The sequence below is a fragment of the Amycolatopsis sp. NPDC088138 genome, from assembly GCF_044741685.1.
In the GTDB taxonomy this organism is placed as follows: domain Bacteria; phylum Actinomycetota; class Actinomycetes; order Mycobacteriales; family Pseudonocardiaceae; genus Amycolatopsis.
Genome location: NZ_JBIUTB010000007.1, coordinates 219133 through 234635 on the forward strand (window position 1 = coordinate 219133; position 15503 = coordinate 234635).

At 71.9% G+C, this 15503-nt stretch carries 19 protein-coding genes; 17 read left to right on the forward strand and 2 right to left on the reverse strand.

Annotation, left to right across the window (positions count from 1 at the left end; translation table 11 throughout):
- Positions 1 to 213 precede the first annotated feature (213 nt).
- From ACIOD2_RS37550 to ACIOD2_RS37565, 4 genes are all read left to right on the forward strand, one after another.
- Entirely contained in the window at positions 214 to 699 is a 486-nt protein-coding gene (locus tag ACIOD2_RS37550; RefSeq protein ID WP_400549407.1) for a MarR family winged helix-turn-helix transcriptional regulator, read from the forward strand.
- A gap of 99 nt (positions 700 to 798) precedes the next feature.
- A complete protein-coding gene (locus tag ACIOD2_RS37555; protein WP_400549409.1) occupies positions 799 to 1986 on the forward strand; it encodes an MFS transporter in 1188 nt (395 codons plus the stop codon).
- A 104-nt stretch (positions 1987 to 2090) separates the two neighbouring features.
- Positions 2091 to 4685, forward strand: a complete 2595-nt coding sequence (gene clpB, locus ACIOD2_RS37560; RefSeq protein WP_400549411.1) for an ATP-dependent chaperone ClpB — start codon at positions 2091 to 2093, stop codon at positions 4683 to 4685.
- A gap of 187 nt (positions 4686 to 4872) precedes the next feature.
- Positions 4873 to 5631: a hypothetical protein gene (locus ACIOD2_RS37565; RefSeq protein WP_400549413.1), complete on the forward strand. Its 759-nt coding sequence runs from the start codon at positions 4873 to 4875 to the stop codon at positions 5629 to 5631.
- On the opposite strand, the gene ACIOD2_RS37570 is transcribed toward ACIOD2_RS37565, so the two are convergent.
- Entirely contained in the window at positions 5628 to 6329 is a 702-nt protein-coding gene (locus ACIOD2_RS37570; RefSeq protein ID WP_400549415.1) for a hypothetical protein, read from the reverse strand. The two genes, ACIOD2_RS37565 and ACIOD2_RS37570, sit on opposite strands and share 4 nt — an antisense overlap.
- A 70-nt stretch (positions 6330 to 6399) precedes the next feature.
- Between ACIOD2_RS37570 and ACIOD2_RS37575 the strand changes: the two genes are divergently transcribed.
- The 4 genes from ACIOD2_RS37575 to pyrE all read left to right on the forward strand — a co-directional run bounded on the left by ACIOD2_RS37575 (position 6400) and on the right by pyrE (position 11048).
- Positions 6400 to 7170 (forward strand): SDR family NAD(P)-dependent oxidoreductase, encoded by a 771-nt coding sequence (locus ACIOD2_RS37575; RefSeq protein ID WP_400549417.1) that lies wholly within the window; start codon positions 6400 to 6402, stop codon positions 7168 to 7170.
- A 75-nt stretch (positions 7171 to 7245) separates the two neighbouring features.
- Entirely contained in the window at positions 7246 to 8007 is a 762-nt protein-coding gene (locus ACIOD2_RS37580) for an ABC transporter ATP-binding protein (protein WP_400549419.1), read from the forward strand.
- Positions 8007 to 10454 carry an ABC transporter permease gene (locus ACIOD2_RS37585; protein WP_400549421.1) on the forward strand — a complete coding sequence of 816 codons (2448 nt, stop codon included), beginning with the start codon at positions 8007 to 8009 and terminating at the stop codon, positions 10452 to 10454. Before ACIOD2_RS37580 ends, ACIOD2_RS37585 begins: the two co-directional genes overlap by 1 nt.
- 27 nt (positions 10455 to 10481) lie before the next feature.
- A complete protein-coding gene (pyrE, locus tag ACIOD2_RS37590) occupies positions 10482 to 11048 on the forward strand; it encodes an orotate phosphoribosyltransferase (RefSeq protein ID WP_323324856.1) in 567 nt (188 codons plus the stop codon).
- Positions 11049 to 11084: 36 nt separating this feature from the next.
- Here pyrE and ACIOD2_RS37595 read toward each other — a convergent pair whose 3' ends face one another.
- Positions 11085 to 11270 carry a CsbD family protein gene (locus ACIOD2_RS37595; protein ID WP_323324854.1) on the reverse strand — a complete coding sequence of 62 codons (186 nt, stop codon included), beginning with the start codon at positions 11268 to 11270 and terminating at the stop codon, positions 11085 to 11087.
- 161 nt (positions 11271 to 11431) lie between these two features.
- On the opposite strand from ACIOD2_RS37595, the gene ACIOD2_RS37600 reads away from it, so the two are divergent.
- The 9 genes from ACIOD2_RS37600 (at position 11432) to ACIOD2_RS37640 (ending at position 15394) form a co-directional block, all read left to right on the forward strand.
- Positions 11432 to 11998 carry an RNA polymerase sigma factor gene (locus tag ACIOD2_RS37600; RefSeq protein ID WP_400549424.1) on the forward strand — a complete coding sequence of 189 codons (567 nt, stop codon included), beginning with the start codon at positions 11432 to 11434 and terminating at the stop codon, positions 11996 to 11998.
- Positions 11989 to 12561 (forward strand): Asp23/Gls24 family envelope stress response protein, encoded by a 573-nt coding sequence (locus tag ACIOD2_RS37605; protein ID WP_400549426.1) that lies wholly within the window; start codon positions 11989 to 11991, stop codon positions 12559 to 12561. The genes ACIOD2_RS37600 and ACIOD2_RS37605 overlap by 10 nt, the downstream gene beginning before the upstream one ends.
- Entirely contained in the window at positions 12558 to 12920 is a 363-nt protein-coding gene (locus ACIOD2_RS37610; RefSeq protein ID WP_400549428.1) for an Asp23/Gls24 family envelope stress response protein, read from the forward strand. Before ACIOD2_RS37605 ends, ACIOD2_RS37610 begins: the two co-directional genes overlap by 4 nt.
- The gene (locus ACIOD2_RS37615; RefSeq protein ID WP_400549430.1) at positions 12911 to 13213 is read left to right on the forward strand and encodes a hypothetical protein; all 303 of its coding nucleotides are present in this window, start codon (positions 12911 to 12913) and stop codon (positions 13211 to 13213) included. The genes ACIOD2_RS37610 and ACIOD2_RS37615 overlap by 10 nt, the downstream gene beginning before the upstream one ends.
- A 114-nt stretch (positions 13214 to 13327) precedes the next feature.
- Positions 13328 to 13774: an Asp23/Gls24 family envelope stress response protein gene (locus ACIOD2_RS37620; RefSeq protein WP_400549432.1), complete on the forward strand. Its 447-nt coding sequence runs from the start codon at positions 13328 to 13330 to the stop codon at positions 13772 to 13774.
- Between the two features lie 2 nt (positions 13775 to 13776).
- Positions 13777 to 13959, forward strand: a complete 183-nt coding sequence (locus tag ACIOD2_RS37625) for a hypothetical protein (protein WP_323324842.1) — start codon at positions 13777 to 13779, stop codon at positions 13957 to 13959.
- 3 nt (positions 13960 to 13962) lie between these two features.
- Positions 13963 to 14322 (forward strand): Asp23/Gls24 family envelope stress response protein, encoded by a 360-nt coding sequence (locus ACIOD2_RS37630; RefSeq protein WP_400549435.1) that lies wholly within the window; start codon positions 13963 to 13965, stop codon positions 14320 to 14322.
- A 26-nt stretch (positions 14323 to 14348) separates the two neighbouring features.
- Complete coding sequence (locus ACIOD2_RS37635; protein ID WP_400549437.1) at positions 14349 to 14840, forward strand: DUF6286 domain-containing protein; 492 nt, start codon at positions 14349 to 14351, stop codon at positions 14838 to 14840.
- Positions 14837 to 15394: an alkaline shock response membrane anchor protein AmaP gene (locus tag ACIOD2_RS37640; RefSeq protein WP_400549439.1), complete on the forward strand. Its 558-nt coding sequence runs from the start codon at positions 14837 to 14839 to the stop codon at positions 15392 to 15394. The genes ACIOD2_RS37635 and ACIOD2_RS37640 overlap by 4 nt, the downstream gene beginning before the upstream one ends.
- Positions 15395 to 15503: the final 109 nt, after the last annotated feature.

Below are 15503 nucleotides of genomic sequence, written 5' to 3' on the forward strand. Positions count from 1 at the left end.
ACTGCTCCACCTCGTCACTCGGCGCGCTTGGCGCACCGGCCGCCGTCCGCAGGGTAGCCGTCGGACGGCCTGTTGCCCGCATTGTTGCTCCGACCGGGTGTATCGGTCCCGGTTACGGCGTGGGCGACCTCACCGGTCCGATACTTGCCCTGCGCAAGCGTCCGGCAATAAACTTGTATTGCACAACTAACAGGCAGTACCGGGAGGGTTCCTATGAGCTTCGACGACACCGAGGACGACGTCCGGGTCGAGCTCATGCGTGAGCTGAAAACGGCGTCCCAGCTGCAGCACGCCTGGGTCATGCAGGCCTGGCAGGACGCGCCGGGGCTGCACCCCGCGGCCGCGATGCTGCTGTCCGACCTGGCGAAGAACGGCGAGGCGCGGCCGTCCGAGCTGGCGAAGCGCCGGTTCGTGGACCTGTCGGTGGTCAGCAGGCAGATCACCCAGCTCTCCGCCGCTGGGCTGATCGACCGCCGTCCCGCGCCCGAGGACGGCCGGGCGACGCTGGTGAGCGTTTCCGAGAAGGGCCGCGCGGAGCTCGCCAACTGGCGGACCAACTACCTGGAGTTCATGGAGCAGGCCCTCGGCGGCTGGGACGACGAGCGCGTCACCGACCTCACCGCCCGGCTCGCGGAGATGAACGTCGACCTCCGGCGCGCCCTCGGCAGCGCCGCGTGCCTCGCCGACACGACCAAGTGACGGGCAGGCAATCGGCGACACCGCCAGTTGCATTCGGCGTGACCGATTGTCTCCGTTCGGTCCTGACTTCCCGGTGCTGAGCGGCGCTAACGTCGTTTTGTGACGCGTAGCCGGGTCGCACTGCTGTGTGCGTTGGGAATCGACAACTTCGGCTCAGGTCTGTTCCTCCCGCTGGCCTTGGTCTACGTGACCCAGGTGGTCGACGTGCCGCTCGCGATGGCCGGTACCGCCGTCACCCTCGGCACGGTCGGCGGCCTCGTGGTGCCGCCGCTGGCCGGCCGGCTCGTCGACCGCGTCGGACCGCGGGTGGTGGTCATCGGCGCGCAGCTGCTGCAGGCCGCCGGCGCGACCGCGTACCTCTTCGCCGACGGCGCCGGGACCGTGGTGCTCGCCGCGGTCCTGCTCGCCGCCGGGCAGCAGCTGTTCTACAGCTCCCTGTTCGTGCTCATCGCCGACGTCGCGGGTGACGTCCCGAAGGATCGGCCGTTCGCCGAAGTGGGGATGGTGCGGGCCGGCTGTTTCGGCCTGGGCGGTCTCGTGGCGGGGGTGCTGCTGACCTGGCGGGGCGTGGAGGGTTACCAGATCGCGCTGGTCATGGACGTCTGCACGTTCGTCGCCGCCGCGTGGATCCTCGGGTTCTTCGTCCGGCTCGTCCGGCCGCACCAGAGGGACTGCGAACGGCCCGCGCGGGTGCTGCGCAACCGGCCCTACCTCGCGTTGATCCTCTTCAGCGGGCTGTTCGGGCTCTCGCTCGACTTCTTCCTGATCGGCACCCCGGTGTTCGTGCTCGACCGGCTGCACGGGCCGGCCTGGCTGCCCGGCGCGATCCTCGCCCTGCTCACCGTGCTGACGAGCGTCGGCGGCACGCTCGCGCTGCGGCTCACGGCCAAGCTGACCCGGATCGGCGCGATGCGGGCCGGCTCGGCGTTGTTCGCCGCGTGGTGCGTGGTCAGCCTGGGGGTGCTGCTCGTTCCCGAGGACTGGCGGGTGGTGTACCTGCTGGCTTCGACGCTGGTGTTCGCCGCCGGTGACCTGGTCTTCGGGCCGCGGTCGGGGGCGCTGGCCGAGGCCGCGGCACCTCCGGACGCCCGCGGGCGTTATCTCGCTGCGTACCAGTACGCGTTCACCATGGCGCAGGTCCTGGCACCCGCCGTCGTGGCGTTGTTCGCGGTCGCCGACTGGTTACCCTGGGTGCTGGTCGGGGTGTGCGCCGGGCTCGCCGTCGCCGGGCTCGGGACGCTCGCGCCCCGGTTGCCGGCGGAGGCGGTCGCACCCGGTCAAAGTTGAGCGGAACAGACTCAAGTCTTTGTGCGTTGTACAAATTGACGGGTCACGGTCAGGCCCGTCACCTGGACTTTTGCGAATCCGAGTTATCGAGCATGAGGTGAGGGATGGACGCTTTCAACCCGACCACGAAGACCCAGCAGGCGATCTCGTCCGCGGCACAGGCGGCCACCATGGCCGGCAACCCGCACGTTTCGGCCGCCCACCTGCTGGGCGCCCTGCTGGCGCAGGGTGAAGGGCTGACCGCGCCGCTGCTGACCGCGGTCGGGGCCGACCCCGGAGTGGTGCACAAGGAGCTCGAGCCGATCACCGCGGCGCTGCCGTCGGCGACCGGCGCGACCGTGTCGAGCCCGCAGTTCGACACCTTCGCCGTGAAGTCGCTGACGCACGCGCAGAAGCTGGCGACCGAGCTGGGCGACGAGTACGTCTCGACCGAGCACCTGCTGGTCGGCCTGGCCACCGAAGGCGGCCAGGTGGCCGACCTGCTCAAGCGCCACGGCGCCACGCCGGACGCGCTGCGGGAGGCGTTCGCCAAGGTCCGCGGCTCGGCGAGGATCACCAGCGCGGACCCGGAAAGCACGTTCAAGGCGCTGGAGAAGTACGGCGTCGACCTCACCGCGCGCGCCCGCGCCGGCGAACTCGACCCGGTCATCGGCCGGGACACCGAGATCCGCCGGGTCGTGCAGGTGCTGTCGCGGCGCACGAAGAACAACCCGGTCCTGATCGGCGAGCCCGGCGTCGGCAAGACGGCGATCGTCGAGGGCCTGGCCCAGCGGATCATCGCCGGGGACGTGCCGGAGTCGCTGCGCGGCAAGCGCGTCATCGCCCTCGACCTCGGGTCGATGGTGGCCGGCGCCAAGTTCCGCGGCGAGTTCGAAGAGCGGCTGAAGGCCGTGCTCAAGGAGATCACCGACTCCGCGGGCGAGGTCGTCACCTTCATCGACGAGCTGCACACCATCGTCGGCGCCGGCGCGACCGGTGAAGGCGCGATGGACGCCGGCAACATGATCAAGCCGATGCTCGCTCGCGGTGAGCTGCGGATGGTCGGCGCGACCACGCTCGACGAGTACCGCCAGCACATCGAGAAGGACGCCGCCCTGGAGCGGCGCTTCCAGCAGGTGCTGGTCGGCGAGCCGTCGCCCGAGGACACCATCGCGATCCTTCGCGGGCTGAAGGAGCGTTACGAGGTGCACCACGGTGTCCGGATCACGGACGCCGCCCTGGTCGCCGCCGCGACGCTGTCCGACCGCTACATCACCGCGCGCTTCCTGCCGGACAAGGCCATCGACCTGGTCGACGAGGCCGCGTCCAAGCTGCGCATGGAGATCGACTCGCGGCCGGTGGAGATCGACGAGGTCGAGCGCGCCGTCCGTCGTCTCGAGATCGAAGAGATGGCGCTCGCCAAGGAGAGCGACGCGGCTTCGAAGGACCGGCTCAGCGCGTTGCGCGCCGAGCTGGCCGAGAAGCGCGAGACGCTGACCGCGCTGACCGCGCGCTGGCAGAACGAGAAGGGCTCCATCGAGAAGGTCCGTGAGCTCAAGGAGCAGCTGGAACAGCTGCGCGGCGAGTCCGAGCGCGCCGAGCGCGACGGTGACCTGGGCAAGGCCGCCGAGCTGCGCTACGGCCGGATCCCGGCGCTGGAGAAGGAGTTCGAAGCGGCCACCGCGGCGAACGAGGTCAGCCAGCAGAACGTGATGCTCAAGGAAGAGGTCGGCGCGGACGACGTCGCGGACGTCGTGGCGGCGTGGACCGGCATCCCGGCGGGCCGCCTTCTCGAAGGCGAGACCGGCAAGCTGCTCCGGATGGAGGAGGAGCTGGGCCGCCGCGTCATCGGGCAGGCCGAAGCCGTGCAGGTCGTGGCGGACGCGGTGCGCCGCGCCCGGGCCGGCGTCGCCGACCCGGACCGGCCGACCGGTTCGTTCCTGTTCCTCGGCCCGACCGGTGTCGGCAAGACCGAGCTGGCCAAGGCGCTGGCGGAGTTCCTGTTCGACGACGAGCGGGCGATCCAGCGGATCGACATGAGCGAGTACGCCGAGAAGCACTCGGTGGCGCGCCTGGTCGGTGCCCCGCCGGGCTACGTCGGGTACGACCAGGGCGGGCAGCTGACCGAGGCCGTCCGGCGCCGGCCGTACTCGGTGGTGCTGCTCGACGAGGTCGAGAAGGCCCACCCGGACGTCTTCGACGTGCTGCTGCAGGTCCTCGACGACGGGCGGCTGACCGACGGCCAGGGCCGGACGGTGGACTTCCGGAACACCATCCTGATCCTGACCTCGAACCTCGGTTCGCAGGCCATCGCCGACCCTTCGCTGGACGAACGCCAGCGGCGGGACGCGGTGCTGGACGTGGTGCAGCGGCAGTTCAAGCCGGAGTTCCTCAACCGGCTCGACGACATCGTCGTGTTCCACTCGCTCGGCACCGAGCAGCTGACGTCCATTGTGGACATCCAGGTGGCCAGGCTGGCCGCGCGGCTGGCCCAGCGCCGGCTGAACCTGGAGGTCACCGACGGCGCTCGCGAGTGGCTCGCGCTCAACGGCTTCGACCCGATCTACGGCGCCCGCCCGCTCCGGCGGCTGGTCCAGTCGGCGATCGGCGACAAGCTGGCGAAGGAGCTGCTGTCGGGCGAGGTCCGCGACGGCGACACGGTCCGGGTCGACATCCCGGACATCGAGGCGGGCGACGCCCTGACGGTCACCCGCGTCTGAAGTCCGTGAAGGCCACCTTGAGGGACTCTATGTCCCTCAAGGTGGCCTTCACGGCGTTCGGTGGCCGTCCAAAGTGGCCGGAGATAGCGATATGTCGACCTGACGACGGGGAAATGCTCCGAACGGGCGCGGCGACACGGGTACCGGCGCTCATCTCTTCGGCGTAGCAGGCGATACCCTCACCGTCGTGGGTATTCCGGCGTGGATCTGGTTCGTCATCGCGGCCGTCGCCCTGGTGGCGGGCCTCGGGCTGCTCGCTGCCGACCGGGCGAAGGAGGGCTCGCGCAACCGCGAGCGCATGCGCTGGGCTCAGTTGCGCGGCTGGCAGTTCGTCGAAGAGGACGAGCGGCTGCCGCAGCAGTGGTCCAACGGGGCCATCGGCTACTTCGGCGCGGACGCCGCCGTGAACGTCGTCGCGGGCTCGACCTTCACCTCCGACGGCCGCCGTCCCGTGTTCATCTTCGACATCGAGACCGAGGGGCAGATCCCGGCCGTCGTCGTCGCCGTGCGCTGCAACAAGAAGCACAAGATCCCGATCGAGATGTGGCTGTCCAGCGTGCCGTTCCAGCGCGCCGACATGCCCGAGATGCTCGGCCCGATCGGCTCCCGCTACGCCTTCGCGGACGACGCCGACGGCGCCCGTGCCGTGATCACGCAGGAGCTCGTCGACGCCGCGGACCAGCTCGGCGGCGACGTCGGCGTGGCGTGGCTCGAGGCCGAATGGGTGCTGGCCAGCGTCGTCCCGACCGCCGGCCCGTCCCGGCTCGAGCGGCTGCTGCGCGACCTCGGCGAGATCGCCGACATCGTCGACCCGTTCGACGAGGACTACGAGGCCGGCCGCCACCAGGCGAGCGCCCCGATCCCCGCCGCGGGCTCCGCGCCGGGCACCCCGGCCGCCGGGACGCCGGTGCAGCAGCCGCCCGCGGACCAGCCGCCGCAGAACTAGAGCACCGGCTGGTCCAGCACGCTGACCTGCGTCGACGGGGCCAGGGTGCCGCGCACCGACGTCGCGCCACCTTGGACGTGGACGACGTGGTCGACACCCAGGTCGCCGCTGATCGAGCCCGACTGAAGGCTCTGCGACGCCTTCACCAGGCCGAACGCCGGTCCCAGCGTGCCGCCCACCTCGTGCTTCTGCCCGGCGTCGAGCACGCCGGCGAAACTGCCGATGACGTGCTGCTCCGAACTGGTGCCGACCGCGCCCAGCCGGCCGAGGTCCACGGCCTGGCCGGACGAGCGGCGGACGGCGACGCCACCCGTGAGATCCCCGGTGAACAGGCCTGTGTCGAGCCGTTCGGCGTTCTCGCTGAGGACGTCGACCCCGTGGCCCAGCCAGACGCCCTGGTGAGCGCTCTGGGCGACGCCCGCGCGATCGCGGCTCGTGGCGGCGGCCTCCGTGAGGTCGGAGACGAGCCGGACGTCACCGAGCTGCTTGACGACGACGTCGCGGCGGGTCGCGGTGAGGGCGTCGCCGTCGTTGTCCAGCGTCGTGGTGTGCCGGTGGTCGATCGGCAGCGTCAGATCGGACTGAGTGGACGGGGCGGCGAACGCCGAAACGGGGGCGGCGAAGAAGAGGGCGACGGGTGCCGCGCCGGCGGCGACCCTGGGCAGATAGCCGCTCTTGCGCCTGCTGTGCTTACCCATGAGCGGGACGATAACCCGGGCGCCAAACGGCTGCATCTCGGGCCCTGACCAGCGGGTATGGTTCACCCACATGACCACCACCACCGCCGTGATCACCGGAGCCACCGCGGGCATCGGCGCGCAGTTCGCGCGCACGCTCGCCGCCGAGAAGTACGACCTGGTGCTCGTCGCCCGGGACGCCACACGCCTCGAGGCCTACGCCGCCGAACTGCGGGAACGCCACGGTGTCACCGTCGAGGTGCTGCCCGCCGATCTGTCCGAAGTGGACGGACGAACGGCCGTCGAGGAACGGCTGGCCGCCGGCCCGATCGACCTGCTCGTCAACAACGCCGGGTTCGGGCTGGGCGGCGACTTCTGGACCGTTTCGCCGGACGCGCTGCAGCGCCAGCTCGACGTCAACGTCACCGCCGTCCTGCGGCTGACCCGGGCCGTGCTGCCGGGCATGGTCGAGCGCGGCCGGGGTGACGTCATCCAGGTCAGCAGCGTCGCGGGCTTCTTCAGCGGCCGCGGTTCGACCTACACCGCTAGCAAGAACTGGGTCACGTCGTTCACCGAAGGCATCGCCGCGTCGCTCCCGAAGGGCGTCCGGATGATGGCCCTGTGCCCGGGTTTCACCGCGACCGAGTTCCACGAGCGGGCCGGCATCGACAAACCGGGCCCGAAAATCGCCTGGCTGGGTGTCGAACAGGTGGTCACCGAGGCGCTCGCCGACCTGCGCCGCGGCAAGGTGATCTCGGTGCCGAGCCTGCAGTACAAGGCCGTCGTCGCGATCGGCGGGCTGCTGCCGCGCGCCGTGCTGCGCAGGATCAGCGGCGGCTTCGGCGGCAAGGGCCGCACCTGAGTAGGGCTGTCCCTACCTTCGAAACGCGCGTCAGCACCAGGGAGGTTCGGGCGGTACCTGCCTAGCGTTCTTCCCATGACAACTGGGTGGCACGAGGCAGCCGACGCGGTCCGGCTCGAGGCCGTGCGCAAGGAGTACGGCGAAGGCGTGGTCGCGCTGGACGGAGTCTCGATCTCCTTCCCGCGCGGCGGTTTCACGGCCGTGATGGGCCCGTCCGGCTCGGGCAAGAGCACGTTCCTGCACTGCGCGGCCGGCCTCGACCGGCCGACGTCGGGGCGGGTCCTGCTCGACGGCCAGGACCTCGACGGCAAGAGCGAGACCTACCTGACCAAGCTGCGCCGCGACCGCGTCGGCTTCGTGTTCCAGGCGTTCAACCTGCTCCCGGCGCTGACGGTCGAGCAGAACGTCGTCCTGCCGCTGCAGCTGGCCGGGAAGCGCCCGGACAAGCGGCTCGTCAAGCGGATCCTCGCGCACGTCGGGCTCGACGGGCGCCGCAAGCACCTGCCCGGGCAGCTGTCGGGCGGGCAGCAGCAGCGCGTCGCGATCGCGCGCGCCCTGGTCACCGACCCGGCGGTGCTGTTCGCCGACGAGCCGACCGGCGCGCTCGACACCAGCACCGCCGCCGACGTCCTCGGCCTGCTGCGCGAGTCCGTCCGTGCGTCGGGCCAGACGGTGATCATGGTGACGCACGACCCGGTCGCCGCGTCCTACGCCGACGACGTCGTGTTCCTGGCCGACGGCCGGATCGCCGGCCGGCTGGCCCGGCCGACCGCGGCCGCCGTCGCCGAGCGGATGACCCACCTGGGTGCTTGGGACCGAGCGGCGGTGCGGGTCTGATGTTCAAGCTCGCACTGCGCACCCTGCGCCAGCGCAAGGGCGCCTTCCTGGCGACGTTCGTCGCCGTGTTCTTCGGCGCGCTGATCGTCTCGGCGTGCGGCGGCCTGATGGAGTCGGGCATCCGGTCCGAGACGCCGGTGCAGCGGCTGGCCGCGGCGCCGATCGTCGTCGGCGGGCAGCAGACGCTCAAGCTGCCGGAGGACGACCCGGCGACGCTCGACCCCGAGGACAAGCACAAGTTCGAGAACGGCACCCTGGCCGAGCGCGTCCGGGTCGACGCCGCGCTGGCCGACCGCCTCCGCGCGGTTCCCGGTGTCACCAACGTGGTCGGCGAGGTCAGTTTCGCGGCGCAGATCGGTTCCGCGAGCGCTCTCGGGCGCGCCTGGGACTCCGCCGCGCTGACGCCGTACTCGTTGCGGGGTCAGGCGCCGCGGCCCGGTGAGGTCGTCGTCGACGCCGGGCTGGGGATCCCCGTCGGCGCCACGCTGCCCGTCGCCGCGCACGGCGAAGCCGGTCAGTACCGCGTCTCCGGCATCGCGACCGCCCCGCAGCCGATGCGGGACTCGGCGGTCTTCTTCAGCACCGAGGACGCCGAACGCCTGGCCGGGCACCCGGGCAAGCTCGACACGATCGGCGTCTTCGGCGGCGACGTCGCCGCGGTGACGGCGGCGGTCGGGGACGCCGGGGTGGTCACGACCGGCACCGACCGCGGGCTCCTGGAGTTCCCGGAGGTCGACCAGAGCGGGGAGAACCTCATCGTGCTGGCCGCGGTCTCCGGTGGGCTGTCGGCGATGGTCATGGTGTTCGTCGTCGCGGGCACGCTCTCGCTCTCGACGCAGCAGCGTCAGCGCGAGCTTGCGCTGCTGCGCGCCATCGGCACGACTCCCCGCCAGCTGCGGCGGATGGTGCTCGGCGAGGCGCTGGTCGTCGGGCTGCTCGCGGTGGGGGCCGCGATCGTGCTCGGCCCGGTGCTCGGGCGGTGGCTGTTCGACCAGCTCGCGGCCAACCACGTCGTCCCCGACGTGCTGCGCTTCGAACAGGGCTGGCTCCCGGCGACGGTCGCCGCGGGCGCGTCCCTGCTGGCCGTCGTCGCGGCGGCCTTCGTCGCCGGCCGTCGTGCGTCGAAGGTCCGGCCGACCGAGGCGCTCGCCGAAGCCGCCGTCGAACGGCGCTGGCTGACGCCGATCCGGCTGGTCACGGCGATCCTGTGCTTCGCGGGCGGGACGGCGCTGGCGATCGTCACGGTCGCGGTGATGACCGGCCCGGTCGCGGCCAGCACGTCCGGCCCGGCGGTGATGCTGTGGGCGTTCGGCCTGGCGGCGATCAGCCCCGGCGTCACGAAGGTGATGGCGACCCTGCTGCGCTGGCCGGTGCAGGCGATCAGCGGTGTCACCGGCCGGGTCGCGCTGCTCAACACGCGCGTCGTCGCGGTACGGACGGCCGGCGCGGTCACCCCGATCATGCTCGCGGTCGGCATCGCGACCGCCAACATCTACCTGCAGACGACCCAGGAAGCCGTCTCGAACCAGGCGTACACCGAGGACCTGCGGGCGGACGCGGTCGTCGGCTCGCCGATCGGCCTCGACCCCTCGGTGGTGAGCCGGGTCCGTTCGGTCCCCGGGGTGGCCAGTGCGTCGGAGTACGTCACGAGCACGGTCTTCATCGAGAAGCCGTTCGACTCGAACCAGGACAAGGACGGCTGGCCCGCCGTCGGGGTCAGCGAGCTGACCGGGAACACGATCACGGTGCCGGACACGCTCGGCCGCCACGTCGGCGACACCCTGTCGCTGCGGTTCGGTGACGGCACCCCGGCGGACGTGCGGGTGGGGGCCGTCGAGAAGCAGCGCGCCGGGTTCGAGAGCCTCGTTCTGCCCGCCGGACTGCTGGCGCCGCACACGACGCTCGGGCTCGCTCCGCAGCTGCTGGTCCGCGCCGCTCCCGGCGTCGACGCGGCAACGCTCACTTCGCGCCTTCGCGAGGCGACAGCGGGGTTGCCGGTCCAGGTCGGCGACCGTGCCGTGCTGATCGCGGCGCACGCGAAGGGCAACGAGGTCGGCGCCTGGGTCAACTACCTGCTCGTCGGCATGATCATCGCCTACACCGTGATCTCCGTGGTCAACACGCTGGTGATGGCGACCGGCAAGCGGCGCCGCGAGTTCGGGCTGCAGCGGCTGAGCGGGTTCACCCGCGGCCAGGTGCTGCGGATGGCCGGGGTCGAAGGCGGGCTGATCGCGACCATCGCGATCCTGCTCGGCACGGCGACGGCGGCCGGCGCGATCGTCCCGTTCTGCCTCGTGGTGACCGGTTCGGTGCTGCCGTCCGGGCCGATCACGATCTACCTGACGGTGCTGGCCATCGCCGTGGTGCTGGCCCTGGTGGCGATCTTGGTCCCGGCCTGGGCGGCGACGCGCGGGCGTGCGGTCGACGCCACATCCATCGGGGAGTGAACCCGGTCGTGTGTAAGACTCACGGCCGTGGCGAACCCCGTTCTGGATCAAGCGGCGAAACTCGAACTGGCCAGGCTGGTCACCGATCTTTCCGTGGTGCACGGAAAAGTGACCCTGGCGTCCGGCAAGGAAGCCGACTACTACATCGATCTCCGGCGGGCGACGCTGCACCACGCGGCCGCGCCGTTGATCGGCAAGCTGCTGCGGCAGCTCACCGCGGACTGGGACTACGTGGCGGCCGGCGGGCTCACCCTCGGCGCCGACCCGGTCGCGCTGGCGATGCTGCACTCCGCGGCGGACGACGACGTCGTGCTCGACGCGTTCGTCGTCCGGAAGGACACCAAGGCGCACGGGATGCAGCGGCGCATCGAGGGCATGGAGGTCCGCGGGCAGCGCGTGCTGGCCGTCGAGGACACCTCCACCACCGGCGGCAGCGTGCTCACCGCGGTCGAGGCCCTGCGTGAAGCCGGCGCCGACGTGATCGGCGTCGTCACGGTCGTCGACCGCGACACCGGCGCGCGCGAGGCCATCGAGAAGGAAGGCCTGCCGTACCGCTACATCCTGGGCCTGGACGATCTCGGCCTGAAGAGCTGACGCGGGGCCGGGATCCGGCCCCGCGCCGGGCCCGGCTCACTTCTTGAAGAGGTCCTTCGCGGCGTCCTTCACGTGCTCGACCGCGTCCTTCAGGCCGGCCTTCGCCTGGTCGCCCTGGCCCTCGGCCTTCAGCTGCTCGTCCCCGGTGACGTTCCCGGTGGCCTCCTTGGCCTTCCCGCCCAGGTCCTCGGCCTTGTTGCCGATCTTGTCGCCCAGCGACATGGGGCACCTCCCTCACTGCGGCGCCCCGGTCGGGCGCCTGGTGCCGGAAGGACCACCGCGGCGCCCGATCGTCACGGATTCGCCCCGGTGACGCCTGTCACCCACAATCAGTGCGTGACGTTTCCCGTGCTCCGGTGTCCTTCCTCGGTGGAGGAGGTGCCGTGACGACGACCAGCGCGGATCCCGGCACGCCGCTCGACGACGCGACCCTGGTGGGCCGCGCGCGGGACGGCGACGTCCGGGCGTACGAACAGCTCGTGCTGCGCTACCAGGGCCCGATGTTCCGGCTCGCGGCGAAGATGCTCGCGAACCGCGGTGACGCCGAGGACGTCGTGCAGGAGGTGTTCCTCAACGCCTGGCGCAAGCTCGACCAGCTGGGTGAGGACGCCGCGTTCGTCGGCTGGCTCTACCGGGCCACGACGAACCGCTGCCTGAACGCCATCCGGGCGCGCCGGCCGCAGTCCGACGTCGACCTCGACACGGCGGAGTCGCCGCGCCGGGACCTCCAGCCGGAGCGGGCCGCCCAGGTGAGCGGCCAGCTCGCGGCGTTGAACACGGCCTTGGCGCAGCTCACCCCGGAACAACGGGCGTGCTGGCTGCTGCGTGAGGTGCACGGCCGGTCCTACGAGGAGATCGGCGAAATCGTCGGCGTGAACGGCACCGCGGTGCGGGGCCGGATCGCGCGGGCCAGGGCACAGCTGGCGGAGGTGATGAAGCCATGGCGATGACGGACTACGAACTGCCCTGCGAACGCGATGTCGAGCAGGTGTGGGAGCGGCTCGACGCGGTCGGCGCCGGGCTGGCCGACGACCACGAGCTGACCTGCCCGCACTGCCGCGCGGCGCGTGAGAGCCTGCTCGCGTTGCGTGAGGCGACGTCCGAGATGGTGGCGGAGGAGGACGTGCCGCCGCCGGACCTGTTCGGCCGGATCATGTCGGCGGTCCGGGCGGAGGTGCGGCGCGGCTCGATGGTGCCGCTGCCGACCCCGGAACCCGGGTCGGTCGAGGTCAGCGAGCAGGCGGTGGCGGCGGTGCTGCGGTACGCGGCGGACACCGTCGAGGGCATCCGGGCCCGGCGCTGCCGGATCCGGAACGACGGCGCGGGTGTCGTCGAAGTCGAGCTCACTCTCGCGGTGAGTTTGCGGAACGCTACGGGCGGTGAGGCGTTGTCCTTGGTGCGGGAGCGGGTGACCGCGGCGGCCGCGGCCCGGGTGGGCCTGACGCTGGCGAAGCTCGACCTGCTGGTGGACGACGTTTTTGAGGAAAGCACTGTTGAGGAGCAGGGGGAATGACTGTCGAGTACGTCATCGCGGACCCGGTGATCGCCAGCGTGGCGGCCCGGGCGGCGGTCACCGCGCCGGGCGTGGTGCGGCTGGAGCCGGGGCTGCGCGGCCTGGTGACGGCGTGGACCCGCGCGGCCCGCCAGCGGTGGAAGGGCCTCGACCCGGCCCCGGCCGACGGCGTCCGCGTCCGCACGGTGGACGGCCGGCTGAGCGTCCAGGTGGACCTGATCGCGTCGGGCGCCGACCAGGCGGCGACGGTGGGACGCTCGGTGCAGCGCGCGGTCAGCCGGTACGTGGCTTCGCAGACCGGCCTGGTCGTCGACGAGGTTTCGGTGTCCATCATGGACATCGAGGTGGCGTGCCGGTGATCGCGGGCGAGGCGGTCGAGAAGATCATCGTCGCCATCAAGGGCGTTCCCGGTCTCCGCCCGGCGACCCCGGTTTCCCCGGGGACGACGTGGCTCCCGGTGGACTGGGAGGGCATGGCCGTCGACCTGACGCCGGAACTGGTGCAGATCCGGCTGATCGCGTCACGGCTGCCGATCCCGCCGTTGCTGGACCGCGCTTCGGAAGCCGTGCGCCCGGTGCTGGCCGGCACGGAGTGGGAAAACGCCCACCTGCGCCTGGTCGTCACCGACCTCGACGGCGCGGCCTTCGCCTGATCCCGCGGGAGACCCACGTCACACCATCGTGGCAGTGACGATCCCCCATCCCCGGTGTCCTTACCTACGAACCAGGCAGAAAGCCTTGTTTCCCAGGACATCCGAGGAGGACCCATGACCGCGACCGCCGAGAAGACCGTGGTGACGACCGCGAGCGACACCACCGCCCTCGTCTCCAAGCAGGGCACCACCACCATCGCCGACACCGTCGTGCAGAAGATCGCCGGGCTCGCCGCCCGCGAGGTCAACGGCGTGTACGACCTCGGTGGCGGCGGTGCCGCGCGGGCCCTGAGTGCCCTGCGCGACCGCATCCCCGGTGCGTCCGCCAGTGTCGGCCAGGGTGTTTCCGTCGAGGTCGGCGAGAAGCAGGCGGCCGTCGACCTGCAGCTGCTCGTCGAGTACGGCGTCGCCATCGCGGATCTCGCGCGGGCCGTGCGCCGCAACGTGATCACCGCGATCGAGCGGATGACCGGGCTGGAGGTCGTCGAGGTGAACATCAACGTCAACGACGTCCACATCCCGGGTGACGACGAGCCCGTCACCAGCGACCGGGTGCTCTGACCGTGAACGGCACCCTGATCGGCCTGCTTTTCGGCCTGGCACTGGGTTTCGCGGCCGCGTTCGGCGGGTTCGGCGCCTTCGTCGCCGTGCTCGTGCTCGGCGGGCTCGGTCTCCTGGTCGGCCGGTGGGCCGACGGCAAGCTCGACCTGGCCGCCCTCGTCGGGGCCGCCCGAGATCGGAGGTAGGCCGTGTCCACGCTCACCGCGCGGCACCGCCGTGACGACGTCGAGACGGTCGAAGACGAGGACGAAGAGCGCGGGGAGACGACCGTGGAGCCGCGCGCGGTCGGGCGCATCGCCGCCCGCGCCGCGCGTGAGGTCGACGGCGTCGCCGCCGACGTCACCGCGAAGGCCACTGTGGACGGAGATGTGACCACTTTGGACATTCGGCTGCCCGTCGCCTACCCGGCGCCGATCCACGGCACCGCCGACCGGGTCCGGGCCCACCTGCTCGGCCGCACCACCGAACTGACCGGCCTGCGCACGCAGCGCGTCGACATCACGATCGCGCTGCCGCCGGTCGAGCCGCCGAAGCGGCGGGTCCGATGAGGCGGCCGCGCCGGAGCGTGCCAGCGGTGCTCACCGCGCTCGTGGTGCTGGCCGCCTGCGCGTTCGTCGTGACGGCGCTCGTGCAGCGGCTGCTCGGCGAGCCGCCGGTGCTGTCCTACGACGCGGTCGCCGCCCGCGTGCACGACACCTCCTGGAACGAACTGCCCGTGCTCGTCGGGGGCGGGGCAGCGGTTCTCGTGGGATTCGTGCTGCTGGCGACGGCGCTGCTCCGCGGCCGTCCGGTGGTGCTGCCGCTGGCCCCGGAGCCGGGGTTCGACACCGGCACCACGCGCCACGGCCTGCGGACCTCGCTGCGATCGACGGCCACGCACGTCGACGGCGTCTCGTCCGCCGCGCTCAAGCTGCGCCGCCGCACCGTGCGGGTGAAGGTCAAGACCGCCCGGACGCGCACGGACGGGCTCGCCGACGCCGTCGGTGCCGCGCTCGAAACCCGGCTCGACCAGGTCGGACTGGCGAGGCCGCCGCGGGTGCGCGTCCGCGTGCGAGGTGTCCGATGAACCGGCCCGCCGCGCTCAACCGGACCCTGCTCGCCCTGATCGGGCTGGTGCTGCTCGCCGCCGGCGGGTTCGCGCTGGCCACCCACTTCGGCCGGCTGCACGTCCTCGACCCGGCGTCCGCGCTGGTCCCGGGCTCGACGGCCCCGCCGACCTGGGTGTTCTACGTGGCGATCGCGGTCGCCGTCGTGCTCGGGCTGCTGTGCCTGCGCTGGCTGGCCGCCCAGGCGTTCCGGCGGCCGAAGACCGTCGCCTGGCGCGCGGAGGAGGCCGACGGCGCGACGGAGCTGGACTCGGCGACGGCCGCCGCGCCGGTCGCGGCCGACGTCGAGGGCTACGACGGCGTCCGGTCGGCGTCGGCCTGGCTCACCGGGCCGCGTGACCTGCCGGAACTGTTCCTGATCGTGACGACCGAAGCCGACGCCGACGCCGGGGCGATCCGCACCCGGATCGCCGAGCACGCCGTCCCGCGCCTGCGCCAGGCGCTCGAGGTCGACGAGCTGCCGGTGCGTCTCGAAGTTCGGCTGACGGCGAAATCGGGCGCTCGAGCTCGGTGAGGTGGTGGCTGCCGGGGTTACCGTCGACGGATGGACGAGCCGTCGAACCCCGGTGAGCCGCCGCACCGCCCGAACGATCCGAACCGGAAGAAACCGGACGGAGCGCCGG